General features: G+C 68.0%; 18 protein-coding genes. 4 read left to right on the top strand and 14 right to left on the bottom strand.

What is annotated here, in order from left to right:
* Window positions 1-2 precede the first annotated feature (2 nt).
* The 7 genes from HW274_RS06005 to HW274_RS05975 form a co-directional block, all read right to left on the bottom strand.
* Entirely contained in the window at window positions 3-215 is a 213-nt protein-coding gene (locus HW274_RS06005) for a ubiquitin-like protein Pup (protein ID WP_075253789.1), read from the bottom strand.
* A gap of 59 nt (window positions 216-274) precedes the next feature.
* Window positions 275-1,954 carry a proteasome accessory factor PafA2 family protein gene (locus HW274_RS06000; protein WP_185989481.1) on the bottom strand — a complete coding sequence of 560 codons (1,680 nt, stop codon included), beginning with the start codon at window positions 1,952-1,954 and terminating at the stop codon, window positions 275-277.
* Window positions 1,951-3,663 (bottom strand): proteasome ATPase, encoded by a 1,713-nt coding sequence (arc, locus tag HW274_RS05995; RefSeq protein ID WP_185989480.1) that lies wholly within the window; start codon window positions 3,661-3,663, stop codon window positions 1,951-1,953. Before arc ends, HW274_RS06000 begins: the two co-directional genes overlap by 4 nt.
* Window positions 3,656-4,747, bottom strand: coding sequence for a tRNA (adenine-N1)-methyltransferase (locus HW274_RS05990; protein WP_260679211.1), 1,092 nt, complete (start codon window positions 4,745-4,747; stop codon window positions 3,656-3,658). Before HW274_RS05990 ends, arc begins: the two co-directional genes overlap by 8 nt.
* A 29-nt stretch (window positions 4,748-4,776) precedes the next feature.
* Window positions 4,777-5,571, bottom strand: a complete 795-nt coding sequence (locus HW274_RS05985) for a family 1 encapsulin nanocompartment shell protein (RefSeq protein WP_185989479.1) — start codon at window positions 5,569-5,571, stop codon at window positions 4,777-4,779.
* On the bottom strand, window positions 5,568-6,707 hold the full coding sequence (locus tag HW274_RS05980; RefSeq protein WP_185989478.1) for a Dyp-type peroxidase: 1,140 nt from the start codon (window positions 6,705-6,707) through the stop codon (window positions 5,568-5,570). Before HW274_RS05980 ends, HW274_RS05985 begins: the two co-directional genes overlap by 4 nt.
* A 159-nt stretch (window positions 6,708-6,866) precedes the next feature.
* Window positions 6,867-7,988, bottom strand: a complete 1,122-nt coding sequence (locus HW274_RS05975) for a peptidase M50 (RefSeq protein WP_185989477.1) — start codon at window positions 7,986-7,988, stop codon at window positions 6,867-6,869.
* A 164-nt stretch (window positions 7,989-8,152) separates the two neighbouring features.
* Here HW274_RS05975 and HW274_RS05970 point away from each other — a divergent pair, with 164 nt between their 5' ends.
* The 4 genes from HW274_RS05970 to HW274_RS05955 all read left to right on the top strand — a co-directional run bounded on the left by HW274_RS05970 (window position 8,153) and on the right by HW274_RS05955 (window position 11,860).
* Complete coding sequence (locus HW274_RS05970; protein ID WP_260679210.1) at window positions 8,153-9,082, top strand: PD-(D/E)XK nuclease family protein; 930 nt, start codon at window positions 8,153-8,155, stop codon at window positions 9,080-9,082.
* Between the two features lie 386 nt (window positions 9,083-9,468).
* Window positions 9,469-10,554: a YeeE/YedE family protein gene (locus tag HW274_RS05965; RefSeq protein ID WP_185989476.1), complete on the top strand. Its 1,086-nt coding sequence runs from the start codon at window positions 9,469-9,471 to the stop codon at window positions 10,552-10,554.
* A gap of 80 nt (window positions 10,555-10,634) precedes the next feature.
* Complete coding sequence (locus HW274_RS05960; protein WP_010615135.1) at window positions 10,635-10,856, top strand: sulfurtransferase TusA family protein; 222 nt, start codon at window positions 10,635-10,637, stop codon at window positions 10,854-10,856.
* 23 nt (window positions 10,857-10,879) lie between these two features.
* Window positions 10,880-11,860, top strand: a complete 981-nt coding sequence (locus HW274_RS05955; protein ID WP_185989475.1) for an aldo/keto reductase — start codon at window positions 10,880-10,882, stop codon at window positions 11,858-11,860.
* A 38-nt stretch (window positions 11,861-11,898) separates the two neighbouring features.
* Here the strand turns inward: HW274_RS05955 and HW274_RS05950 are convergent, their stop codons facing one another.
* The 7 genes from HW274_RS05950 to HW274_RS05920 form a co-directional block, all read right to left on the bottom strand.
* Entirely contained in the window at window positions 11,899-12,657 is a 759-nt protein-coding gene (locus tag HW274_RS05950) for an ABC transporter ATP-binding protein (protein ID WP_075253782.1), read from the bottom strand.
* Window positions 12,654-13,637 (bottom strand): iron chelate uptake ABC transporter family permease subunit, encoded by a 984-nt coding sequence (locus HW274_RS05945; protein WP_185989474.1) that lies wholly within the window; start codon window positions 13,635-13,637, stop codon window positions 12,654-12,656. The genes HW274_RS05950 and HW274_RS05945 overlap by 4 nt, the downstream gene beginning before the upstream one ends.
* Window positions 13,630-14,652 (bottom strand): ABC transporter permease, encoded by a 1,023-nt coding sequence (locus HW274_RS05940; RefSeq protein ID WP_081386042.1) that lies wholly within the window; start codon window positions 14,650-14,652, stop codon window positions 13,630-13,632. Before HW274_RS05940 ends, HW274_RS05945 begins: the two co-directional genes overlap by 8 nt.
* The gene (locus HW274_RS05935; RefSeq protein WP_185989473.1) at window positions 14,649-15,740 is read right to left on the bottom strand and encodes a siderophore ABC transporter substrate-binding protein; all 1,092 of its coding nucleotides are present in this window, start codon (window positions 15,738-15,740) and stop codon (window positions 14,649-14,651) included. The genes HW274_RS05940 and HW274_RS05935 overlap by 4 nt, the downstream gene beginning before the upstream one ends.
* A 188-nt stretch (window positions 15,741-15,928) precedes the next feature.
* Complete coding sequence (locus HW274_RS05930; protein ID WP_010615133.1) at window positions 15,929-16,252, bottom strand: hypothetical protein; 324 nt, start codon at window positions 16,250-16,252, stop codon at window positions 15,929-15,931.
* A 71-nt stretch (window positions 16,253-16,323) separates the two neighbouring features.
* Window positions 16,324-17,424: an NAD(P)/FAD-dependent oxidoreductase gene (locus HW274_RS05925; RefSeq protein ID WP_185989472.1), complete on the bottom strand. Its 1,101-nt coding sequence runs from the start codon at window positions 17,422-17,424 to the stop codon at window positions 16,324-16,326.
* 48 nt (window positions 17,425-17,472) lie between these two features.
* The gene (locus HW274_RS05920; protein ID WP_185989471.1) at window positions 17,473-19,524 is read right to left on the bottom strand and encodes a M3 family metallopeptidase; all 2,052 of its coding nucleotides are present in this window, start codon (window positions 19,522-19,524) and stop codon (window positions 17,473-17,475) included.
* Between the last annotated feature and the right edge of the window lie 106 nt (window positions 19,525-19,630).

The following is a 19,630-nucleotide window of genomic DNA, read 5'->3' as shown; positions in this document are numbered from 1 at the left end:
GCTCACTGGCCGCCCTTCTGGACGAAGCCCTGGACGAAGGCCGCCGCGTTGGTCTCGATGACCGAGTCGATCTCATCGAGGATGCTGTCGACATCACTGGCCTGCTCGGCCGACGACGTCCCGGCACTGATCTGCTGCTCAGTGTCCGCTGCAGTGGTCTCGACGCCGTCGCGACGGACCTGTCCATGGGACTGACTGGCGTGCTGCGGCATCATGCGTTGCTCCTTCACTCGTCCTGCCCAGCGGTACACCGCTGGTGAGCGCACTGTGAGGCTCAGTGTCTATCAGGTTCCGCTCGGCGACCAATTTCCTCCAGGATGGTCGCCGTCTCATCGGGGCCGACGACCACGTCGTCGGGCAGGCGCAGACGCGCCAGGGCGGGGGTGCCCGGCACGTCGAGGAGGAGGCAGGTCCAGGAGGCCCCCACGATCTGCCGGTGACGACGGATGGCGGTTCCCCGGACAGCGGCGCGAGTGCCCTCGGGAGGCGTGTCGGCTGCACGCTGGATCTCTGCGTCGGTGACCAGCCGGTGGATCCTGTCGGCGGCGTCGAGCTTGTCGACGACGGATCGTCCCGGTCGTAGGTCGGCCCACTGGATGTCGAGAGCGGCCAGGCGGGGATCGTCCCAGCCGGTTCCCGACCTGCGGCGCAGTCCCTCACAGAGCTCGTACTTGGCGACCCATTCCACCATCTGGGCGGCCGGCCCGGTTCCATCGTGGCGCCACTGCTCGAGGGCGTCGAGGACCTGCCTCCACAGGGCCAGGGCGCGATGGGCCTGAACGTCCTCGACACGGGTGACGGCAGGGCTGACGGCGTCGAGGATGGCGCGCTGAACCTCCAGGGCGGTCATGGCTCCGGCCTGGGTGCGCAGCTCGTGGGACAGGGTGGGGTCGTGGGAGAGCGCCCAGTGCTCCTCCACTGGGTCGCCGATGATGGCCAGGTCCTTGAGGCGGGCCAGAGCCTCCTTGAACCATCCGGAGCCTTCGGTGTACGCCTGCTCCAGGAACCACAGAAGCAGGTCGGCGGTGGCGACCTTGAGGTAGATGGGAACGTCGAAGCGGTTGGCGTCACCGTTGATGACGTGAAGCCTGCGCCAGCGGACGTTGTCGGCGTGCGGTTCGTCGCGGGTGTTGATGATGGGGCGGTTGAACGTGGTCTGCAGGCCGATCTCGGACTCGACGTAGTCGGCGCGCTGGCTGATCTGGAATCCGGGGCGCTCACTGCGCTGCCCGATCCCGACCCGGCCGGCGCCGACGAGGACGGGCCGGGTGACGAGGAAGGGGACCAGGACCGCGGCCAGCTCCTCGAAGGGCACATCACGCCGCACGAGGTAGTTCTCGTGGGAGCCGTAGGCCGCACCCTTGCCATCCACGTTGTTCTTGTACAGGACGATCTCCGCCGGCGTCCCATCCCCATCGCCCTCGTCACCCAGGGCCGTCATGGCGCGCCGGGCGACCACCTCACCGGCGCGGTCCCAGATCAGGGCGTCGCGGGGGGTGAGGACCTCGGGTGAGGAGTACTCGGGGTGGGCGTGGTCGACATAGAAGCGGGCGCCGTTGACCAGGACCGCAGTCGTGGCCCGGGGCAGCGCCGCCTCGGCTGCACTGGGGCGGGCGCGCGACCCCCAAGGGGCCGGCGGAGGGTCTGCCGTCTCCCCCGCATCGGCCGGTGGTGCGTCGCCCGAGGGCGCCGGGCGAGCGGGGTCATCGGTGAGCTGGCTGGGGTGGGCGGCGGAGCGCCGGAGCCTGCCGCCGCGCAGGTCGGCCAGGGGATCCTCGCCTTCGTAGTCCCACCGCACGGTGGGCACGCCGGCGCCGGCGCAGTAGGCCTCCACCACGCGGGAGGACAGGACCACGGGGTTGGCGTAGGCGTCGCCCGGGCGCAGGACCCCGAACTCGGTCTCCAGGCCGACGGGTCGCGTCACCGGACCGGGCTGAAAACCGACGTCGTTCATGTGCTCTCCTTGCCGAGTCTGCGCACGTTGCGGATCTGCGAGGTGCAGGTGCCAATGAGCCGGGCCCATCCCTCGGGGGTGGTCGCACCGGTGATCTCCTCGTTCTGCCGCGCCTCGGTCTTGACGGCCGAACGGAGCCTGGCTGCGTTCAGTCCGCCTGCTCCCCCGGCGAGCTCGTCCTTGATGGAGGCGGTCTTGGCGCGCGAGACGATGGCGGCCAGCATGGCACCACTGGTGAGGTCGGCCAGGTGAAGGATACGGGTGGAGGTGCCACTGACCGCGTGGGCCTCGGTGATCTCCAGGACGGCGGTGGCGTCGTTGCGGGCGTAGAGGGCCTCAATGACGATTCGGCGCAAGGAGGCGGCAGTCGCCTCGCGGTCTCCCCCGTGGGCGGTGAGCTCAGCCGGTTCCAGGGGGAGGTCCGCAGTGAGGTGCCGGGCGAGGATTTCCTCGGCAGCGGCCGCATCGGGCCGGTTGACGCGGATCTTCACGTCCAGGCGCCCGGGACGCAGGATGGCGGGGTCGATCATGTCCTCGCGGTTGGACGCCCCGATGATGACGACGTTGCGCAGGGACTCCACGCCGTCGATCTCTGCCAGGACCTGGGGCACGATCATGGTCTCGACGTCGGAGGAGACGCCGGTGCCACGGGTGCGGAAGAGGGCCTCCATCTCGTCGAAGAAGATGACCACCGGCCGGTCCTCGGCGGCGGCCTTGCGGGCCTGGTCGAAGATGGCGCGGATCTGACGCTCGGTCTCGCCGACGAACTTGCTCAGCAGCTCAGGACCCTTGATGTTGAGGAACGCGGGCGGACGTCCCTTGATGCCGGAGGCGCTGGGCGAATCGGCCAGCGAGGTGGCCACGGCCTTGGCGATGAGGGTCTTGCCGCAGCCTGGCGGGCCGTAGAGCAGCAGCCCCTTGGGGGCGCGCAGGCCGTAGGCATGGAACAGCTCGGGGTGGGTGAAGGGCAACTCGAGGGCATCGCGGATCTGCTCGATCTGGGGTCCCAGGCCGCCGATATCCGCCCAGGAGACGTCGGGTGTCTCGGCCACGACCAGCTGCTCGACACTGGTGCGCTCGATGAGAGCCGTGGCGACGTCAGCGCGCAGGTCCGCGGCCAGGGTGTCACCGGGTTTGAGCCCCTCACCGGTCCCGGCGATGCGGCCAAGAGCTGAGGACAGGGTGAGGATCCGGGTCCCTCCTGCGCCGGTGGTCACGAGGACCCGGGCGTCATCGAGCCTTTCCTCGAGGGTGACGGCCTCACCGGTGCCCGGCTCGGGGAGGGTGGCGACGACGAGCATCTGGTCGTTGACGGCCACGCGCCGCCCGACCTGCAGCTCGGTGTCATCAACGCCGGGGTGGACGTGCAGGAGCATCTGGCGGCCCGACAGGCTCACGGCGACCTCGCGGGGCTGAGCGGTACCGGCGGCATCGGCAGCCCCGCCAGTGTCGCCTACTGCACCCCTCGTGCCGGGAAGGCCGGTGAGCAGTCCCAGGGTGACCGGGGGGTGAGTGACGGCATCGAGCTGTTGGCCGAGCTCGGCGATGCGCTCACGGGCGGTGCCCAGAGCGGTCACCAGGCGCTCGTTCTTGGCCGCCAGGCTGACGGCCCGGGCGCGGGCCTCACGCAGCTGGTGGCTGGTGAAGTCCGTGGCCGGCATCCCCAGTGGCTGGGGCGTGCCGGCGTCGGCCGCAGACGTCTCAGACATGGTCGCCGCCATCCTGGCTGTCGCCTGCGCTCCCGCTGAGAACGGGGGTGGCGTCGGAGGGCTGCTTGGCCCGGCAGTCTCGCAGAACGCGGCGGACCTTCTTGTCAGTGCTGGTGCGCTCCTTGACGTCATCGGGCAGCCAGTAACCGCCCTCGTCGTAGGCGCCGCGGGCGGGCGGGCGCTTGCGGGTCAAGGGCCGGGAGCCTGCGGCCAGGCGACGAGCGGTCAGAAGGAAGCCGGTGTGCGCCACCATGCGGTGGTCGGGGCGCACGGCGAGCCCGTCGACGTTCCAGGTGCGCACCATGGACTCCCAGGACTCGGGCTCGGTGAACAGGCCGCTGTGACGCAGGGCCTCCACGGTGCGGGAGAGCTGGGTGACGGTGGCCACGTAGGCCAGGAAGAGCCCGCCCGGGGCCAGGGCCGAGGAGGCGGCCTCGACGTTCTCCCAGGGGGCGAGCATGTCCAGGACCACCCGGTCGATGCTGCCGGGTTCCACCCGGGCGGCGACGACGTCGGCGAAGTCCCCGGTGCGCAGCTCCCAGGCGGGATGGTGGCGGCCGAACCAGGCGTCGACGTTGGAGGCGGCGATCTGGGCGAAGTCCTCGCGGCGCTCGATGGACAGCAGCTGCCCGCCCTCCCCGATGGCGGAGAGCAGGTTCATAGTCAGTGCACCGGAGCCGACGCCGGCCTCCAGGACGCGGGCGCCGGGGAAGATGTCCCCCATGGCGACGACCTGACCGGAGTCCTTGGGGTAGACCACCTGTGCGCCGCGGGGCATGGACAGGACGTAGTCGGCCAGAAGCGGGCGCAGCAGGAGCAGCTCGTGACCGGTGTCGGTCTCGATGACGCTGCCCTCGTCCATGCCGACAACATCCCTGTGGTGGAAGGAGCCGCGCACGGACTGGAAGTAGCCGTGGGGGTCGAGCAGGAAGGTGTTCTTGCGGCCCTTGGTGTCGGTGACCTGGATGCGTTCGCCGTAACGGAAGGGGCCACGGCGACCGGCCTGTCCCAGGTTCTCCTGGGGGGCGGGACGCTGGGAGGACTCCGTGGGTGAGTTCACCGTGTGCTCAGTCTGCTCGCTCATCAGGGCGAGTGTAGGACCGGTGCGCGACCTCAGTGCGTCATCACGACACTCGCCTCAGAGGTGTACGGGAGGAAAGTGAGCGTCTCTTGGAGATAGAGCTCAATCGACTCGGCATCGTGTGAGAGATATCCGATGGAGAGGTCCTGGCCGAGGTGCAGCTCGTAGTCGCCGCCCCGCGTGCTCAGCAGAACAGCACCCTGGATGGCGGGGGCCCACAGGACCTCGCCGTCCAGGAGACGATCGATGTGCTTGCGGATGGGGTAACCGTCATCGGTGGTCTCCGCGACGGCGGTCCACAGCTCGGCGGAGAGCAGGAGGGCGTAGGGGCCTTCGACTCCGGCGAGGCGGAGCTCCTTGAGGGCAGCGGCAACGGCGTCGGGAAGATCCTTCGGCTGCGGGAGCGATACGGCACGGTTGGAGCTTGAGGGAACCAGTCCCTCAATGCCCGCGCTCGCCAGCCCGTCGAAGACAATGCCGTCCTCGGCCCTGGCGATCTGAGCAACGGCGTCCTTCACGGGTTGCCAGTCGGAGTCCTGGGCTCCCCGGTCAACGGCGTCGACAGCCTCGCGGCTGACCCGGAAGGGAACCTTCAGCTCGACGACCTGGCGGACCTGACGCTGGTGGGCCTGGACGCCTTCGAAGGGGGTGTCCACGCGTACCTGGTGACCGGTGCGTACTGCCGCGAGTTCCTCTCCGTCGGGTCCAACCACGTCGACGACGCGTCGTCCAGCGATCCAGCGGATGAAGGTGCGCCGCGCCTCTTGGTCGATCTCACCCCAGGCAGCTTCGGAGATGGGGGCCAGCTGTCGATGCAGATTGTTCATACTCGGCCTTTCAGGTTTCCGATCCCGAGGGATCCGTCGGACGGTGCGGCAGTGGAACCCGCACCATTGCTGTGGTCATCTGGTGTCTGGTCACGCGGCGCCTCAGAAGACGCGTTGAACCCTAGGTCCTTGGCGGCGCTCAGCTCAGTGGCAGGCTGGGTTGGGTCCTGCGGTCCCGCCTCAGGTCGGACAGAAGGCTTCGCGTACTGGTCGGCGTCGTCAAGGAAGGCGGCCGGCGGAGCGAAGAACAGACATCCCGTCAGAGGCGTGGAGAAATCGAGGATGCGGTCGTAGTTGCCCTCGGGCTCCCCCAGGAACATACGCCGGAGCATGAGCTCGGTGACGCGTGGGTCCGCGGCGTAGCTCATGAAGAACGTGCCCTGCTCCCCGGAGGCCTCACCGAAGGCCAGATTGTCACGCACGATCTGGAGCTCGTTGCCGTCGGCATCCTCAATGGTGTTCATGGTGACGTGGCTGTTGGTGGGCTGCTCGTCGTCAGGGAGCTGGGTGTCATCGAGCTTGGTGCGCCCGATGACGCGTTCCTGTTCCTCGACGCTCAATGAGTCCCAAGCGGTGAGGTTGTGGACGTACTTCTGCTCAATGATGTAGCTGCCGCCCACCCAAGCGCCCTCGTTGATGAGCGCTGCGGCAACGGCCGCCTGCCCCCGCGGACTCTCAGTACCGTCGACGAAGCCCAGAGGGTCCCGATTATCGAGGTAGCGGAAGGCGTGAACCTCATCGTAGGTACTGACCGCAGAGCCCAGTCGGCGCATGATCTGGCGCGCCAGCTCGAAGCACATGTCGAGAGTTGAGGCGCGCAGGTGGAAGAACAGGTCTCCCGGAGTCGAGGGGGCACTGTGCTTTCCTCCCTGAAGTGCCTCGAAGTCGTGCAGGTACTCAGGACGAGGCACGTCGAAGAGGCGGTCCCACATGCCTGCCCCAATACCGACGACGCAGCTGAGCATCGTCTCGGGGTAACGGAAACCCACCGCCCGGGTCAGCCCGGACACAGCGGTCAGCAGATCGATGACCGCGGACTCGCCCCCGCTCCGTACAGTCACCGTGAGGAAGATCGATGCCTTGGCCGGCGAAGCCAGAATCTCTTGAGAGAGGTCCTGGGGGCTGACGTCGCTCATGGTTTCACCTTCAAAGATGACGCTGATACCGATGCCCGGAGGCATTTCTTCCTAGGTGCAGGTTAGCATCCTCAGCGGTGTCGGAGCCGGTGGGCATGATGATTCGGTGACCTGGTCGGGCGGTTTGGTCGTCGCGGTCGCCTCAGTCACCGCCGCCTCTCAGCGCGCGCCGGTGGGGACCGCGCCGGCCAGGCTCCCAGCCTCCACGAGCACCAGCCAGCGTGAGACCTCCCGGGCTCGTTTCATGGCATCGGCGGCCTCCTGGCCGGTCAGGTCGGTGGTCACTGCAGCGGCCGGCAGCACCGTGCAGATCTGCCTGGCGCTCACCCCGAGCGTGGGGGTTGAGCCTGCTGCGTCCGACAGCCCGAGCTCCTGGAGGGCGGCCGCGTCGATCGTGCCCACCAGCTCGGGTCCGTCAGTGACGAGGACGAGTGCGGCTCCTTGGGCCAGCGCTTCACGCACCTGGGACACAGGTGTCTCGGGTCCGACGACGCGCAGGGGCCTGGCCAGCTCGCGCAGGTCCAGCTTCGAGGCGGCCCTGGCTCCTCCCCCGAGCTCGAGAACCTGCCAGCTGGAGGCCACGATCGACCAGCCCACCATGACGACCAGGATGAGGTTGAAGGCGTCGGGCTGGCGACCGTCAAGCACGAGGGGGCGCAGGATCCACCACCACACGACACCGCCGACCACCGCCAGCCCGCCCCAACCGGCCACTTTGAGACCGAGTCTGCGGTTGCCGGTCACCTGGACCACGAGCGCGGCCAGGGCGTAGCCGCCGTCGAGGGGAAGACCCGGCAGGGCGTTGAAAATGGCCAGGGCCAGGTTGACCAGGGTCACGGCCCATATGGTGAAGGCGACGGGAACCGGCAGACTGACGAAGTCCTGCACCCACGTTCCGATGCCCCAGATGAGCAGGTTGGTGACCGGTCCTGACAGGGAGGTGACCAGGTCCTTCCACGCGGTCCACTCGCGTGCCGGCCCGAAGGAGGTGCGCCCGCCCCACAGGTAGAGCTCGTAACGGGTGGGTCGCCTGCCCATGAGAGTTCCAGACAGCCCGTGGGCCAGCTCGTGCAGCAGCACCGAGAGCGCAACGCCCAGAACCGTGGAGACCACCACCAGCAGCACCGTCGTGGTCCCGAAGGTGCCCAGGGCCGAGGAGACCAGCGGGTACCAGCTGCCCGCGATGAGCAGACCGAGCAGAAGAGAGGTCGGTGAGATGACGACGGGGGCGCCGCCGACGCGGGCGATCACCCACTCGCCGGTCGATGTGGAGGCAGGCATGGGCGCGAGCCTAACGCCGTCGGCAGCCGGGTGCCGCATCCACTCGATCCACTCGGCGGCCACAGCCGCGGATGTCTCTCCCCACGGACGCGGCCTGTGGAGGAAGACCGCGCCCTCCGGCCAGATCCGACACCGCGTCACCTCCTCGCGGTAGCGTCGTCCCCATGTCCCACGAGCCGCTCACCGCATCCAGCTCATCGCCTCAGACCGACGTCAGGCCCACCGGTCCGGGTGCCAGTGGCCGTCCGGGAGCGGGCGCGGGCGGCGGACGCCGCGCGGCCCTGTCCCCCTCTCGGGCCAAGGACTTCATGCAGTGCCCGCTCATGTTCCGTCTGCGCACGGTCGACCGCCTTCCCGAGCCCGGTTCGCTGGCGACGCACAAGGGCACCGTGGTCCACGGCGTGCTGGAGCGTCTCTACGATCTTCCGGCCTCGGAACGCCTCCCACAGGCGGCCCTCGAGCTCCTGCCCGGCCAGTGGGCATCCCACCGTGAGAAGAACCCGGAGGTCATGGACCTGTTCGAGGACGCCGACCAGGTGGAGACCTGGCTGGAGGAGGCCCGCGGGCTCATTCGCACCTACTTCACCCTGGAGAACCCCCAGCGCCTGGAGCCGGCCGAGCGCGAGCTCTTCGTCCAGACTGAGACCGGTGACGGCCTGCTCCTGCGAGGCTTCGTGGACCGTCTGGACGTGGCACCCGACGGCGCCATGAGAGTGGTCGACTACAAGACCGGGCGCAGCCCCGGCACGCGTTTCATGGAGGAGGCGCTGTTCCAGATGCGCTTCTACGCGCTGGTGCTGTGGCGCCTGCGCGGGCGGGCGCCGGCCCGTCTCCAGCTGGTCTATCTCAAGGACGGACGGGTCCTGACTCACGATCCTCGCCTGGCCGAGCTGGAACGCACCGAGACGCGCCTGGCGCACCTGTGGGACGAGGTCGAGGACTGCGCTCGCAACGGCTCCTTCCACCCCCGCCGCTCCCGGCTGTGCGACTGGTGCGCCTTCCAGGCCCAGTGCCCGCTCTTCGGCGGCACCACACCGCAGGTACCCGATGACGGGATCGCCCGCCTCCTGACCGCACGCCGCACCGCTGCCTGATCTCGGCCATTGTTCAGGAATTGCCACGGCCAGAGGCCGTCGATTACAGTCCATGACGGCTGACAACCGTCGCCACGCACTTCCCAGATCCCCATGGAGAAGCACATGAACGTCGTCCAGGCCAACGCAGCCCGTACCGCCTCGCGCGGAGCCGGCATGTGTATGCGCTGCCTGGTTCGGGCGTTCTGAGGCGGTCTCAGACAGATCGTTCTCCCCGGCTCCCGGCGCCCCTGAGACGGCGCCCCATCAGCCACGTCCAGCCAGGCCTCCACCTCACTCCCCCACCGGATGACGTGGCCTGTCTCTGTCTTTCCACCTGTGCTGCGTCACCGGTCCCCACGCAGGCTGCTTGCACCTGACAGCAGCAGCCGGACAAGGACCACACCGTGCCGTCACCCACCATCCTCACTGGGCTCATCGTTGGAGCCGTCCTCGGTTTCATCCTCCAACGGGGCCGTTTCTGCATCACCGGCGCCTTCCGGGACCTGTGGGTCTCCCGCTCCTGGCGCTGGTTCACAGCCTTCCTACTGGCCATCGCCGTTCAGGCGGTCGGAGTCGCCGTCCTGACCTCAGCAGGCTCCATCACCCCCGAGATCCCCAAGCTGTCGGTGGTTGCCACCGTTGTCGGTTCCTTCCTGTTCGGAGTCGGGATCGTCCTGGCCGGCGGCTGCGCCACCGGGACCTACTACCGCGCCGGCGAGGGCCTGGTCGGTTCCTGGTTCGCGCTCGTGGCCTATGCCACCACGGCGGCCGCCTCAAAGACGGGACTCCTGTCGGGGGTGACGAGCTGGGTCAAAGGACTGTGGGTCACCGACCTGACCACCATCCCAGCCACCATCGGTCTGCCGAGCTGGGGCGGCGTCGTCATGCTGGCCGCCGTCACCGGGCTCGTTGTGCACCGCTTCATCGTTCTGGAGCGCAGCCGTCCCGCTCAGATCCAGCTGCCCGCCCAGCGCACGGGCCCGGCTCACCTGCTGCTGGAGAAGCAGTGGAACCCTCTGGCCACCGGATTCCTCGTGGGCGTCGTCGCCGTCATCGCCTGGCCCACATCCTGGGCCTCGGGGCGCCCGGACGGGCTGGGGATCACGACGCCGTCGTCGAACCTGGTGAACCTCATCGTCACCGGGGATGTCAAGCGACTCGACTGGGGCGTGCTGCTGGTCCTGGGCATCCTGCTCGGCTCCTACATCGCAGCCAAGGCCTCCGGCGAGTTCCGTGTCCGTGTGCCCAGCGCCCAGGTCATCCAGCGCTCCATCGCCGGCGGTGTCCTCATGGGGATCGGCGCCGCCTGGGCCGGTGGCTGCTCCATCGGCAACGCCCTGGTGCAGACCTCGCTCCTGTCATGGCAGGGCTGGATCGCACTGGTCTTCCAGGTGCTGGGGGTCGGGGTGGCCGCCTGGTTCCTCCTCATCCGTCCCCGGCAGCGTCGTCGCGCCGAGCGGGCGGCCTCACGCGTGCCCGCCACCGTCTGAGGCCTCGCCAGAACCCCCGCAACCATCCCGCTTTCCCAACCGCCCCCGCAACCTCATCACATCGCTTCAAGGAGTCACTCATGCGCACTGTTCTGGAGACCACCGGTCAGGTCTGCCCCTTCCCCGTCATCGAGGCCGAAGAGGCCATGGAGGAGCTCAGCGTCGGCGACGAGCTCGTCATCGGCTTCGACTGCACCCAGGGGACTCAGACACTGCCGGCTTGGGCCGCCGACAACGGCTACACCGTCACCGAGTTCGAGCGCACCGGCGACGCGGCCTGGACCATCACCGTACGCAAGTAGGTCGAGCCGCTACGGTTAGGCCTATGGAGCACAGGAGACTCGGCCGGACCGGCCTGCGTGTGTCCTCCGTGGGCCTGGGCACGATGACCTGGGGCCGGGACACCGATGAGCTCGAGGCCAAGGAACAGCTCGACATCTTCCTCGATGCCGGGGGCACGCTTGTGGACACCGCCGCCTCCTACGGCGAGGGCGTCAGCGAGGAGGTGATTGGGGCGCTCCTGCGCGAGCACGTGGATCGCCAGGACCTCGTCCTGGTCTCCAAGGCCGGGGTGCGCACCTGGCGAACCGGGGAGCGGTCCTCGGTGGCTGACGCCTCCCGCGGCTCGCTGCTGGACACGCTCGACACCAGCCTGGCCCGCTTGGGCACCGATCACCTGGACCTCCTGCTGGTCCAGGTGCCCGATTCCAGCACCTCCCTGGAGGAGACGGCCCACGCACTGAGCCTGGCCGTCTCCTCCGGGCGCACCCGGTACGTGGGCATCGCCAACCACCCCGCGTGGGCTTCGGTGCGCATGCATGATCTGCTCAGCGAGTGCGGCCGGGGTCCGGGGCTGGCGGCCGTCGAGGTGGAGCACTCGCTGCTCTCCCGAGGTATCGAGCGCGAGCTGCGGCCCGCCTCGCAGGCCCTGGGCTTCGGCATCCTCGGCTACGCCCCCCTGGGTCGGGGCGTGCTCACCGGCAAGTACCGGGCGACGATTCCACCGGACTCGCGGGCCGCCTCCCCGCACCTGCGCTCCTACGTGTCCCCCTACCTGGGCGAGGCGCACCGGGGTGTGGTTGAGGCCGTGGCCACTGCCGCCTCAGGCCTTGACCGTAAGCCGGCCGAGGTCGCACTCGCTTGGGCCCGCGATGCCCCGGGGATCGCCTCAACCATTGTGGGTGCCCGCACTCCGGCTCAGCTCCAGGGCGTGCTGTCGGCAGACGACCTGGAGCTTCCGGTCCAGATCCGACACGCCTTGGACGAGGTCACCTCCGTCCAGCTCGGCTACCCCGAGCGCTTCTAAAGCTCCCGGCACTGCTGTGAAGCGGCCCCTGGCGAGTATCAGCCCCAGACGAGGGCGATGCGCCTGCCGTCGATCTCATGGACCGGTACATCCATACCGAAGACCTCACTCAGGCACTCTCGGGTCATGGTCTCCTCGGGGGTTCCTTGAAGGACGACCCTGCCCTCACGCATGGCGACGATCCGGTCCGACCATGCGGCGGCCATATTGATGTCATGCATGACAACCACGACCGTGCGCTCGAGCTCGTGGGCGGCAGCGCGTAGACGACGCATCATGGCCACCGAGTGGACCATGTCCAGGTTGTTGAGGGGCTCGTCCAGGAGCATGTAGGGAGTCTCCTGGGCCAGCACCATGGCGACGAAGGCCCGCTGGCGCTGCCCACCGGACATCTCATCGAGGTAGCGGTCGGCCAACTCTGTCAGGTCCATCCACTCCAGGGCCTGGTCGACGATCGTCTCATCGTGCTCGGTGGGGCGTCCCCGATTGTGCGGATAGCGGCCAAATCCCACGAGGTCACGCACAGTCAGTCGCACGGCGAGATGGTTGTCCTGCTTGAGGACGGACAGAACGGTGGCGAGCTGGCGCCCCGGGGCGGTGGCGACGTTCAGACCACCGACTTCCACCGTGCCGGCGTCGGCTCCCAGGAGTCTGGCGATCACGGACAACAGCGTGGACTTACCGGCCCCGTTGGCACCAACCAGCCCGATAACTCCGCCGGCCGGCAGGTCAAGGTTGACGTCGGAGAGCACCTGACGCTCACCGTAGGACTTGGCAAGGCTACGAACTGCGATCATGAACGTCTCCTGGAGCTGATGAGGAGGGCGATGAGGGTGAGCCCGCCGAGGAACTCGATGATGACGGACAGGACGTTGTCGGCATCCAGGACATGAGCCAGCACTGTCTGTCCGGTCACGAGGACGAGCATGGCGACGAGTGCCGCCATGGGCACGGTGACCACGTGGCGGTTGGTACCGGCGGCCCAGTAGGCCAGGTGGGCAACGAGGAGGCCCAGGAACATGATCGGCCCGACCAGGGCCGTGGACACGGATACCAGCACGGCCACCATGACCATCACGCGCCGGCTGATACGACGGTGATCGACTCCGAGTGCGGTGGCGACACCGGGCCCGAGAGCCACGACATCGAGCGCCCGCAGCTCTCGGATCGCCAGAATCGACACGGCGGCGGTCAGGACCAGCGAGAGCACCAGCAGATCCGAGTTGATCGAGCCGAAGGAGGCGAAGAGCCGGTCCTGAAGGATGAGGAAGTCATTGGGATCCAGGAGCCGCTGGATGAAAGTGGTCCCTGAGCGCAGGAAGGTTCCCAGCACGATGCCCAGTAGCACCAACGTGGTCACCGAGCGCCTGGCACCGAGCACGGCCCCCATGAGTGCCACGGACACACCGATCATCACCAGAAGCGTCAGGACGAAAGCACCCAGGTCCGGCAGCGAGGAGAGTCCCGCCGCCCCCAGCACGAGAAGAAGAACCACCTGCAGCAGGGCGTAGAGCGCATCCAGACCGAGCACGGAGGGCGTGAGGATCCGGTTGCCGGTGACCGTCTGGAACATGACGGTGGACACGCCACTGGCCCATCCCACACACAGCATCGCCCCGAGGGAGGGCAGCCGGTAGGGCAGGACCAGAAGCGGGTCGAAGGCGTTGATGACCAGGAAGACGCCGCTGGCCACCAGCACCAGGAGCAGGACGACCACCAGGCGGAGGATGGAACGCCGGTTCTCCCGGCGACGACGTCCGGACAGCACGTCAGCCACGTTCCACACCTCGCAGGATGAGCACGGTGAAGACGCCGGCGCCGACGACCCCCATGATGACGGACAGCGGAACCTCGTAGGGGTAGCGGACCACACGTCCGACGACGTCGCACCCCAGCGTCAGAACAGCACCACCGACGGCAATGATCGGAAGACTCCGGCGCAGATTGTCCCCCATGAGCCGGGAGACGATGTTGGGTACCACGAGCCCGAGGAACGGCAGGCTCCCGACCACGACGACGCTGACCGCCGTCATGACGGCTGCGGCCATGATCGTGAGGTTGATGGTGCGGTGATAGCTCAGCCCGAGCCCGGTGGCCGTCTCCGCCCCAAGGCTCGCCACAGTGAGGCGGTCGGCGGCGAGATAGAGCAGCAGGACGATGAGCGCCACCAGCCAGAGCAGCTCATAGCGGCCGGCCAGCACCCGGGACAGGTCGCCGGCCGTCCAGGAACCTAGTGACTGCAGCAGGTCGTAGCGCCAGGCCACGAAGGTGGTACCCGCTCCGACCACGCCACCGAGCATGAGGCCGATCAGGGGGACCGTGACGTCATCGGACGTGCGCCGGTGGGGCAGCAGTCGCAGGAGCCACAGGAAGACTGCCGAGCCCGCTACCGCGCATGCCGAGGCCACCAGCATCTTCGCCAGAACACTGGTGCCCGGTGCGAAGAGAGCCACAAGCAGCAGCCCGACGACGGCGAACTGAGTCGTGCCTGCCGTGGTCGGGGACACGAAACGGTTGCGCACACTCATCTGCATGACGGCGCCCGCCACAGCGATGCCCGAACCGGCGAGCACGGCCGCCAGGGTGCGCGGCACTCTCGAGACCATGAAGAGGCGCATGGAGCGGCCCTGCGAACCGGTGCGAACCAGATCCACCGGATCGAAGTCTGCCACTCCGATACACACCGACACGAGTCCCAGGACGAGCAGAAGCAGAAGACCACCGACCAGGAGCGACAGGCCCGACCGTCGTGGCCTGTGTCCCCAGGCCGCAACGGGGTTCCTGGGGCTCATGCGGACAAATCGCCCTTGATCTCCTTGGCCATGCGCAGACTGACTCCGAATCCGGCGCCCAGGAGGTACCAGTCGGGGCCGTCAAGGTAGTAGACCTTGTTGTTCTTCCAGGCATTGGTGGCGGTGACCAGCTCGTTGTCGAGAATCTCCTTGGCCGAGGAGCCCTCTTGCCCGATGGTGGCGTCGCGGTCCAGGACGAAGAGGACATCAGGGTTGGCCTGCCCGATGAACTCGAAGGAGACGGCCTCGCCGTGGGTCGCCGCCTCGATGTTCTCAACAGCGGGGGTGACACCGAACTCGTCAAAGATGACGTCAAAGCGGGAGCCCTTGCCGAAGGCACTCACTTTGCCACCGGTGGTGAGAAGGCACAGGCCCTTGCCGGCGTTCTTGGCCACCGTGGCCACCTGAGCGGCAGCATCGGTGAACTCCTTGACCTTGGCCTGCGCCGCGCTCTTCTTTCCGAAGATCGAGCCGAGGATCGTGGAGTGGCTGGTGAGGATCTCCGTCATCGACGCAGAGGGCTCGTTCTTCTTGCCCTTGTCCCCGTTACCGCCCTGGCCACCCTGATCGGGGCTCGCGGCCGCCGTCGCACTCGCACCCTGCGGCTTGACAGTCATGTCAATGGTGGTGAACTTGCTTGAGAAGTCCTCATAGGACTTGGCGGTCCGGTTCGCCACGATCACCAGGTCCGGCCCGACCTCGGCGATGGCCTCCTGCTTGGGCTCCTTGAGGCCGCCCATATCCTTGTACTTATCGTCCTGGAACTGGGACAGGGACTTGGGCAGGTTGCCACCGGTCTTGGGGATGCCGACGACGAGGTCGGCCAGGCCCAGTGCGGCCATGGAGTCCAGGACACCGTAGTCGAGAACGACGACGCGCTGGGGCGCCGCCTTGATCGTGGTCTCCCCTTGGGCATGCTTCACGGTGACCGGGTACGTCACCGCCTCTGCGCTCGATCCAGCAGAGGCGGCGCCGGCCCCGGTGCCTGACGAGCTCGAGGACTTCGAACCACAGGCGGACAGAGCCAGCAGACCGGCTGTGGCCGCGGTCGTGGAGAGCAGCTGACGGCGGGACGGAGACATGGGCATCAGGATTCCTATCTTCGTGGGCGACAACCGAGTACGGGTCACAGGCACACAACTACTGAGGGAAGGCTTACCTACCATATTTAACCGTATCATACCCAGGACAAAGCGGTGGGGCCCACGCAGTTCGCGTGGGCCCCACCGCCGAGAGATGGGCTGAGGAACGTCGTCCGTCCAGTCAGGGACCTCAGTCAGTCCTCGTCGTCGTAGTCCTCATCATCGTCATCATCGCTGTCGTCGTAGTCGTCGTCATCCTCGTCGTACTCGCCGTCGTCGTAGTCCTCATCATCGTCATCGTCGTCCTCATCGTCGCCATCGGAGTCGAAGGCCTCGAAGGGGAGCTCGATGCCGTATGCGGTGAACAGCGAGTCGTCGTAGGTGAAGAAGGCGTCCTGGAGGGCGTTCTCGGCCGCGACCACGGCCGGGGAGAGCTCGTCACCGGTCGCGGCAGCATCCAGGTGCGCCTCGAAGGCGGCAATGAGTCGGTTGAGTGCGGACCGCGGATCGTTCGTCATGTGGGACACACTACCGGCTATCCCCCGCGCAGCGCACAGGCGAACGGCGTTGCCCGGCCACGTCGACCCGATCAGGCCTCCGACTCGACTCCCAGCTCCTGACGGATGAAGCCCAGGAAGAGGTCCTCTCCCTTGATCTTGCTGGTCTCCTCGGGGCCGACGACCACGCGCACACCGTCGCGCAGGATCTGGGAGGCACCGCCGTCGGGCCCCAGGGGCAGGATGATCCGCTCGGTCCCGGGCGTGTAGGTCGCGGAGGGCTCGCGGCCCGCGATCATGTCGGCGATGTTGCTGGCGACCACTCGGGCATGGGCGCGGGCGGCGTCGGCGCGCTTGGACTCGCGCACGTCGGTGATGTCTCCGATGGCCCAGACACCGGGGTGGTCCACCACGCGCAGGTACTCGTCGACGCGGATCGTGCCGTCGTAGTGGCGCACCTCGTCATAGTCCTCGCTGAGGAATCCGGTGGCGGCCGCCGAGCCGTAGGCACGGAACCACATGTCGGCCTCGAGCTGGCGCCCGCCCTGGGTGGTGACCCGGAAGGGCGAGAGCACGCCGACGTCGACCGGGGGCAGGAAGCTGAGGGAGTCACCGGTGAGGATCTCCACTCCGCGCTGGGTGAGCTGGTCGGCGATGGCCTCACGAATCTCCGGCTTGTAGTCACCGGCGGGCAGAATCCTGTCGGCGGCCTCCAGCATGGTCACCTTGACCTGCGGGAAGGCCGAGGTGATCTCACCGGCCAGCTCGATGCCGACGGCGCCGGCGCCCAAGATGAGCACTCGCGAGGACTGCTCGAGGTTGGAGTGGACGCGCTCGATACGGGCCTTGGCGATCACGGAGGAGGACTCCATGTGCTTGGCGGGGAAGGGGTAGGCGGTCCCGGTGGCCAGCACCAGGTAGTCGGCCTCGATCTGCCCGTGACCGGAGACCTCGACGGTGGTGCCTCGCACGGTCAGCGCCGTTCCGTGAACGACGCGCCCGTTGGTGAGGAGCTTGTCGTAGGGCAGGAAGATCTTCTCCGCCCAGTCACGGTCGACCGCAGCGCGCAGCGCCGCGGCGTGGCTGACGAAGGTGTCCTTCTGCTCCACGAGGGTGACCTCGGCGACGTCGTCGAGGGCCTTGGCGGCGGTGATGCCACCGTATCCACCGCCGACGATGGTGACGCGAGCCATATTGTGTTCCTTCCGGTGATGAGAGGGTGAAGAAGCGAACTGCGCCCGTCAGGCAAGTCCGCGACGTTGAAGAAGAGGCAGGATGCCGGGTTCACGCCCAGTGAAGGCCCGATAGGAGACCAGGGGGTCTCGACAGTCGCCGCGGGAGAGGAACTCGCGACGGAAGATCTCTCCGGCCCGACGATTCAGGCCGAGATCGCCGTCGATCGCGCCGTCAGTGGTGAACCACTCGATGGCATCGGCGTCCATGACCTCGCTCCAGATGTAGGCGTAGTAGGCGGCGCTGTAGCCCCCGGCGAAGACGTGGGAGAAGTAGGTGGAGCGGTAGCGGGGAGGCACGAGCGCGTCATCGACTCCGGCCTGGGCCAGGGCCCGGTGCTCGAAGTCCTCCACCTCGGCAACGTCTCCGGGGACCTCGTCGGGGGCCAGGGTGTGCCAGGCCTGGTCGAGCAGAGCCGCCCCCAAGTACTCGGTGGTGGCGTAGCCCTGGCCGAAGGTGCCCTGGCCGCGCAGCTGCTCGGCGAGGTCGGAGGGCATGGGCTCGCCGGTGTCCACGTGGCGCGCGTAGGAGGACAGCACCTCGGGGTGAAGCGCCCACTTCTCGTTGACCTGGCTGGGGAACTCGACGACGTCGCGGGGCACGGCCGTTCCGGAGGCCGAAGGGTAGCGGGCCTGGGAGAACAGGGCGTGCAGAGCGTGCCCGAACTCGTGGAAGCACGTGACGACCTCGTCCCACGTCAGCAGGACCGGGCCGGAAGTGGGCTGCTCGATGTTGCAGCAGTTGATGACGACCGGCTTGCGGCCGGTGAGCGTTGAGCCGGTGACGAGACTGTCCATCCAGGCGCCGCCGGACTTGCCCGCCCGGGCGTAGTAGTCGCCGACGAACAGGCCCAGGACCGGCGCCTGGGCGTCCTCGCCGTCGCGCACCTCCCAGACCTTCACGCCCGGAGCGTACATGTGCTCGGCCAGGTCCTCGCGCTCGTGGAAGGTGATGCCGTAGAGGCGGTTGGCGGCGTAGAAGACGCCTTTGGTGACCACGCTCCACAGCTCCAGGTAGGGGGCCAGGACCTCGTCGTCGACGCCGAAGCGCTCCTTGCGCTCAGCGGCCTCGTAGAGGGGCCAGTCGGCGGGCCCGAAGGTCTCACCGGCCTGGGTCTGCGGGTCCAGGTCCATGCGGGCGGCGTAGACCTGAGCGTCTGCGCGGGCGTTGTCCATGGCCGGCGCAGTGAGCCGGCCGAGCAGCTCTGAGACCGCCTCGGTGGTGCGGGCGGCCGACTCCGCGGCCACGAGGGCGGCGTGATGCGGGAAGCCCAGGAGGACGGCCCGTTCGGCGCGCAGCCGGGCGAGCTCCAGAACGATGCCACGGGTGTCGCCGAAGGCGCCCTGCTCCCCCAGCCCTCGACTCATGGACGTCTCCAGCAGGGTGAGCCTGGCGCCGTGGGGCCGAGTAGTGGCCAGTGCCGGCGGCACCGTGACATTCGTGACCCCCGCGGCGTGCATGGCCTCGGTGACCAGGACGGAGAAGCGCATCTTGAGCGCGTTGACGCGGGCGTTGATCTCCTTGAGCACCTGCGTATCCGCTTCGTCCAGGTCGACGCCGTTGCGTTCGAACTCCTCGACGGTCAGCCGGATGAGGCGGGAGGTCTCAGCATCGATGACGGTGCCGTCGGCGTCGCGCGCGCACTGCCCCTCAGGGGCTTGGGCCACGAGCTCGTCGAGAACCTTGAAACGTCGGTAGAGACGGGAGTCGAGGTGGTAGGCGTCGGAGTGGGCCGCCAATTCAGGGGCCAGGGCCTCCTCGAGCTCGTCGAGATCCGGGCAGTCAGTGGCGGAGGTCAGGGCGTCCAGCACCGTCAGCGCCCGCTCCAGCAGCTCACCGGATCGCTCCAACGCGTCGACGGTGTTGGCGATCGTGGGTGCGTCATCGTTGGTGGCGATCGCCTCCCACTCCTGGCGCTCGGCAGCCATCCCGGCGCGGATGGCCGGTTCGATGTCGGCGTGATCCACGGCCGTGAAGCCGGGTAGGCCAAGGTCGAGCGGCCATGGCTTGGCGAAGACGTTCGACTCCGGGAGGTCGGTGCCGTCGGTGGTCTCGCTCATGGGCCCATCGTGCCATGCGCTGATGGTCTTCTCGTTCACAACAGGCCATTAATTCTAGGACTATGGTCGCACCGGGCGTAGCCTGATGGGGTCACTCGAATCCAGG

It is taken from the genome of Actinomyces sp. oral taxon 169 (assembly GCF_013394715.1).
Taxonomy (GTDB): Bacteria; Actinomycetota; Actinomycetes; order Actinomycetales; family Actinomycetaceae; genus Actinomyces.
Note: the sequence above shows the minus strand (reverse complement) of the source record. Positions and strands in the feature narration are given on the sequence as shown.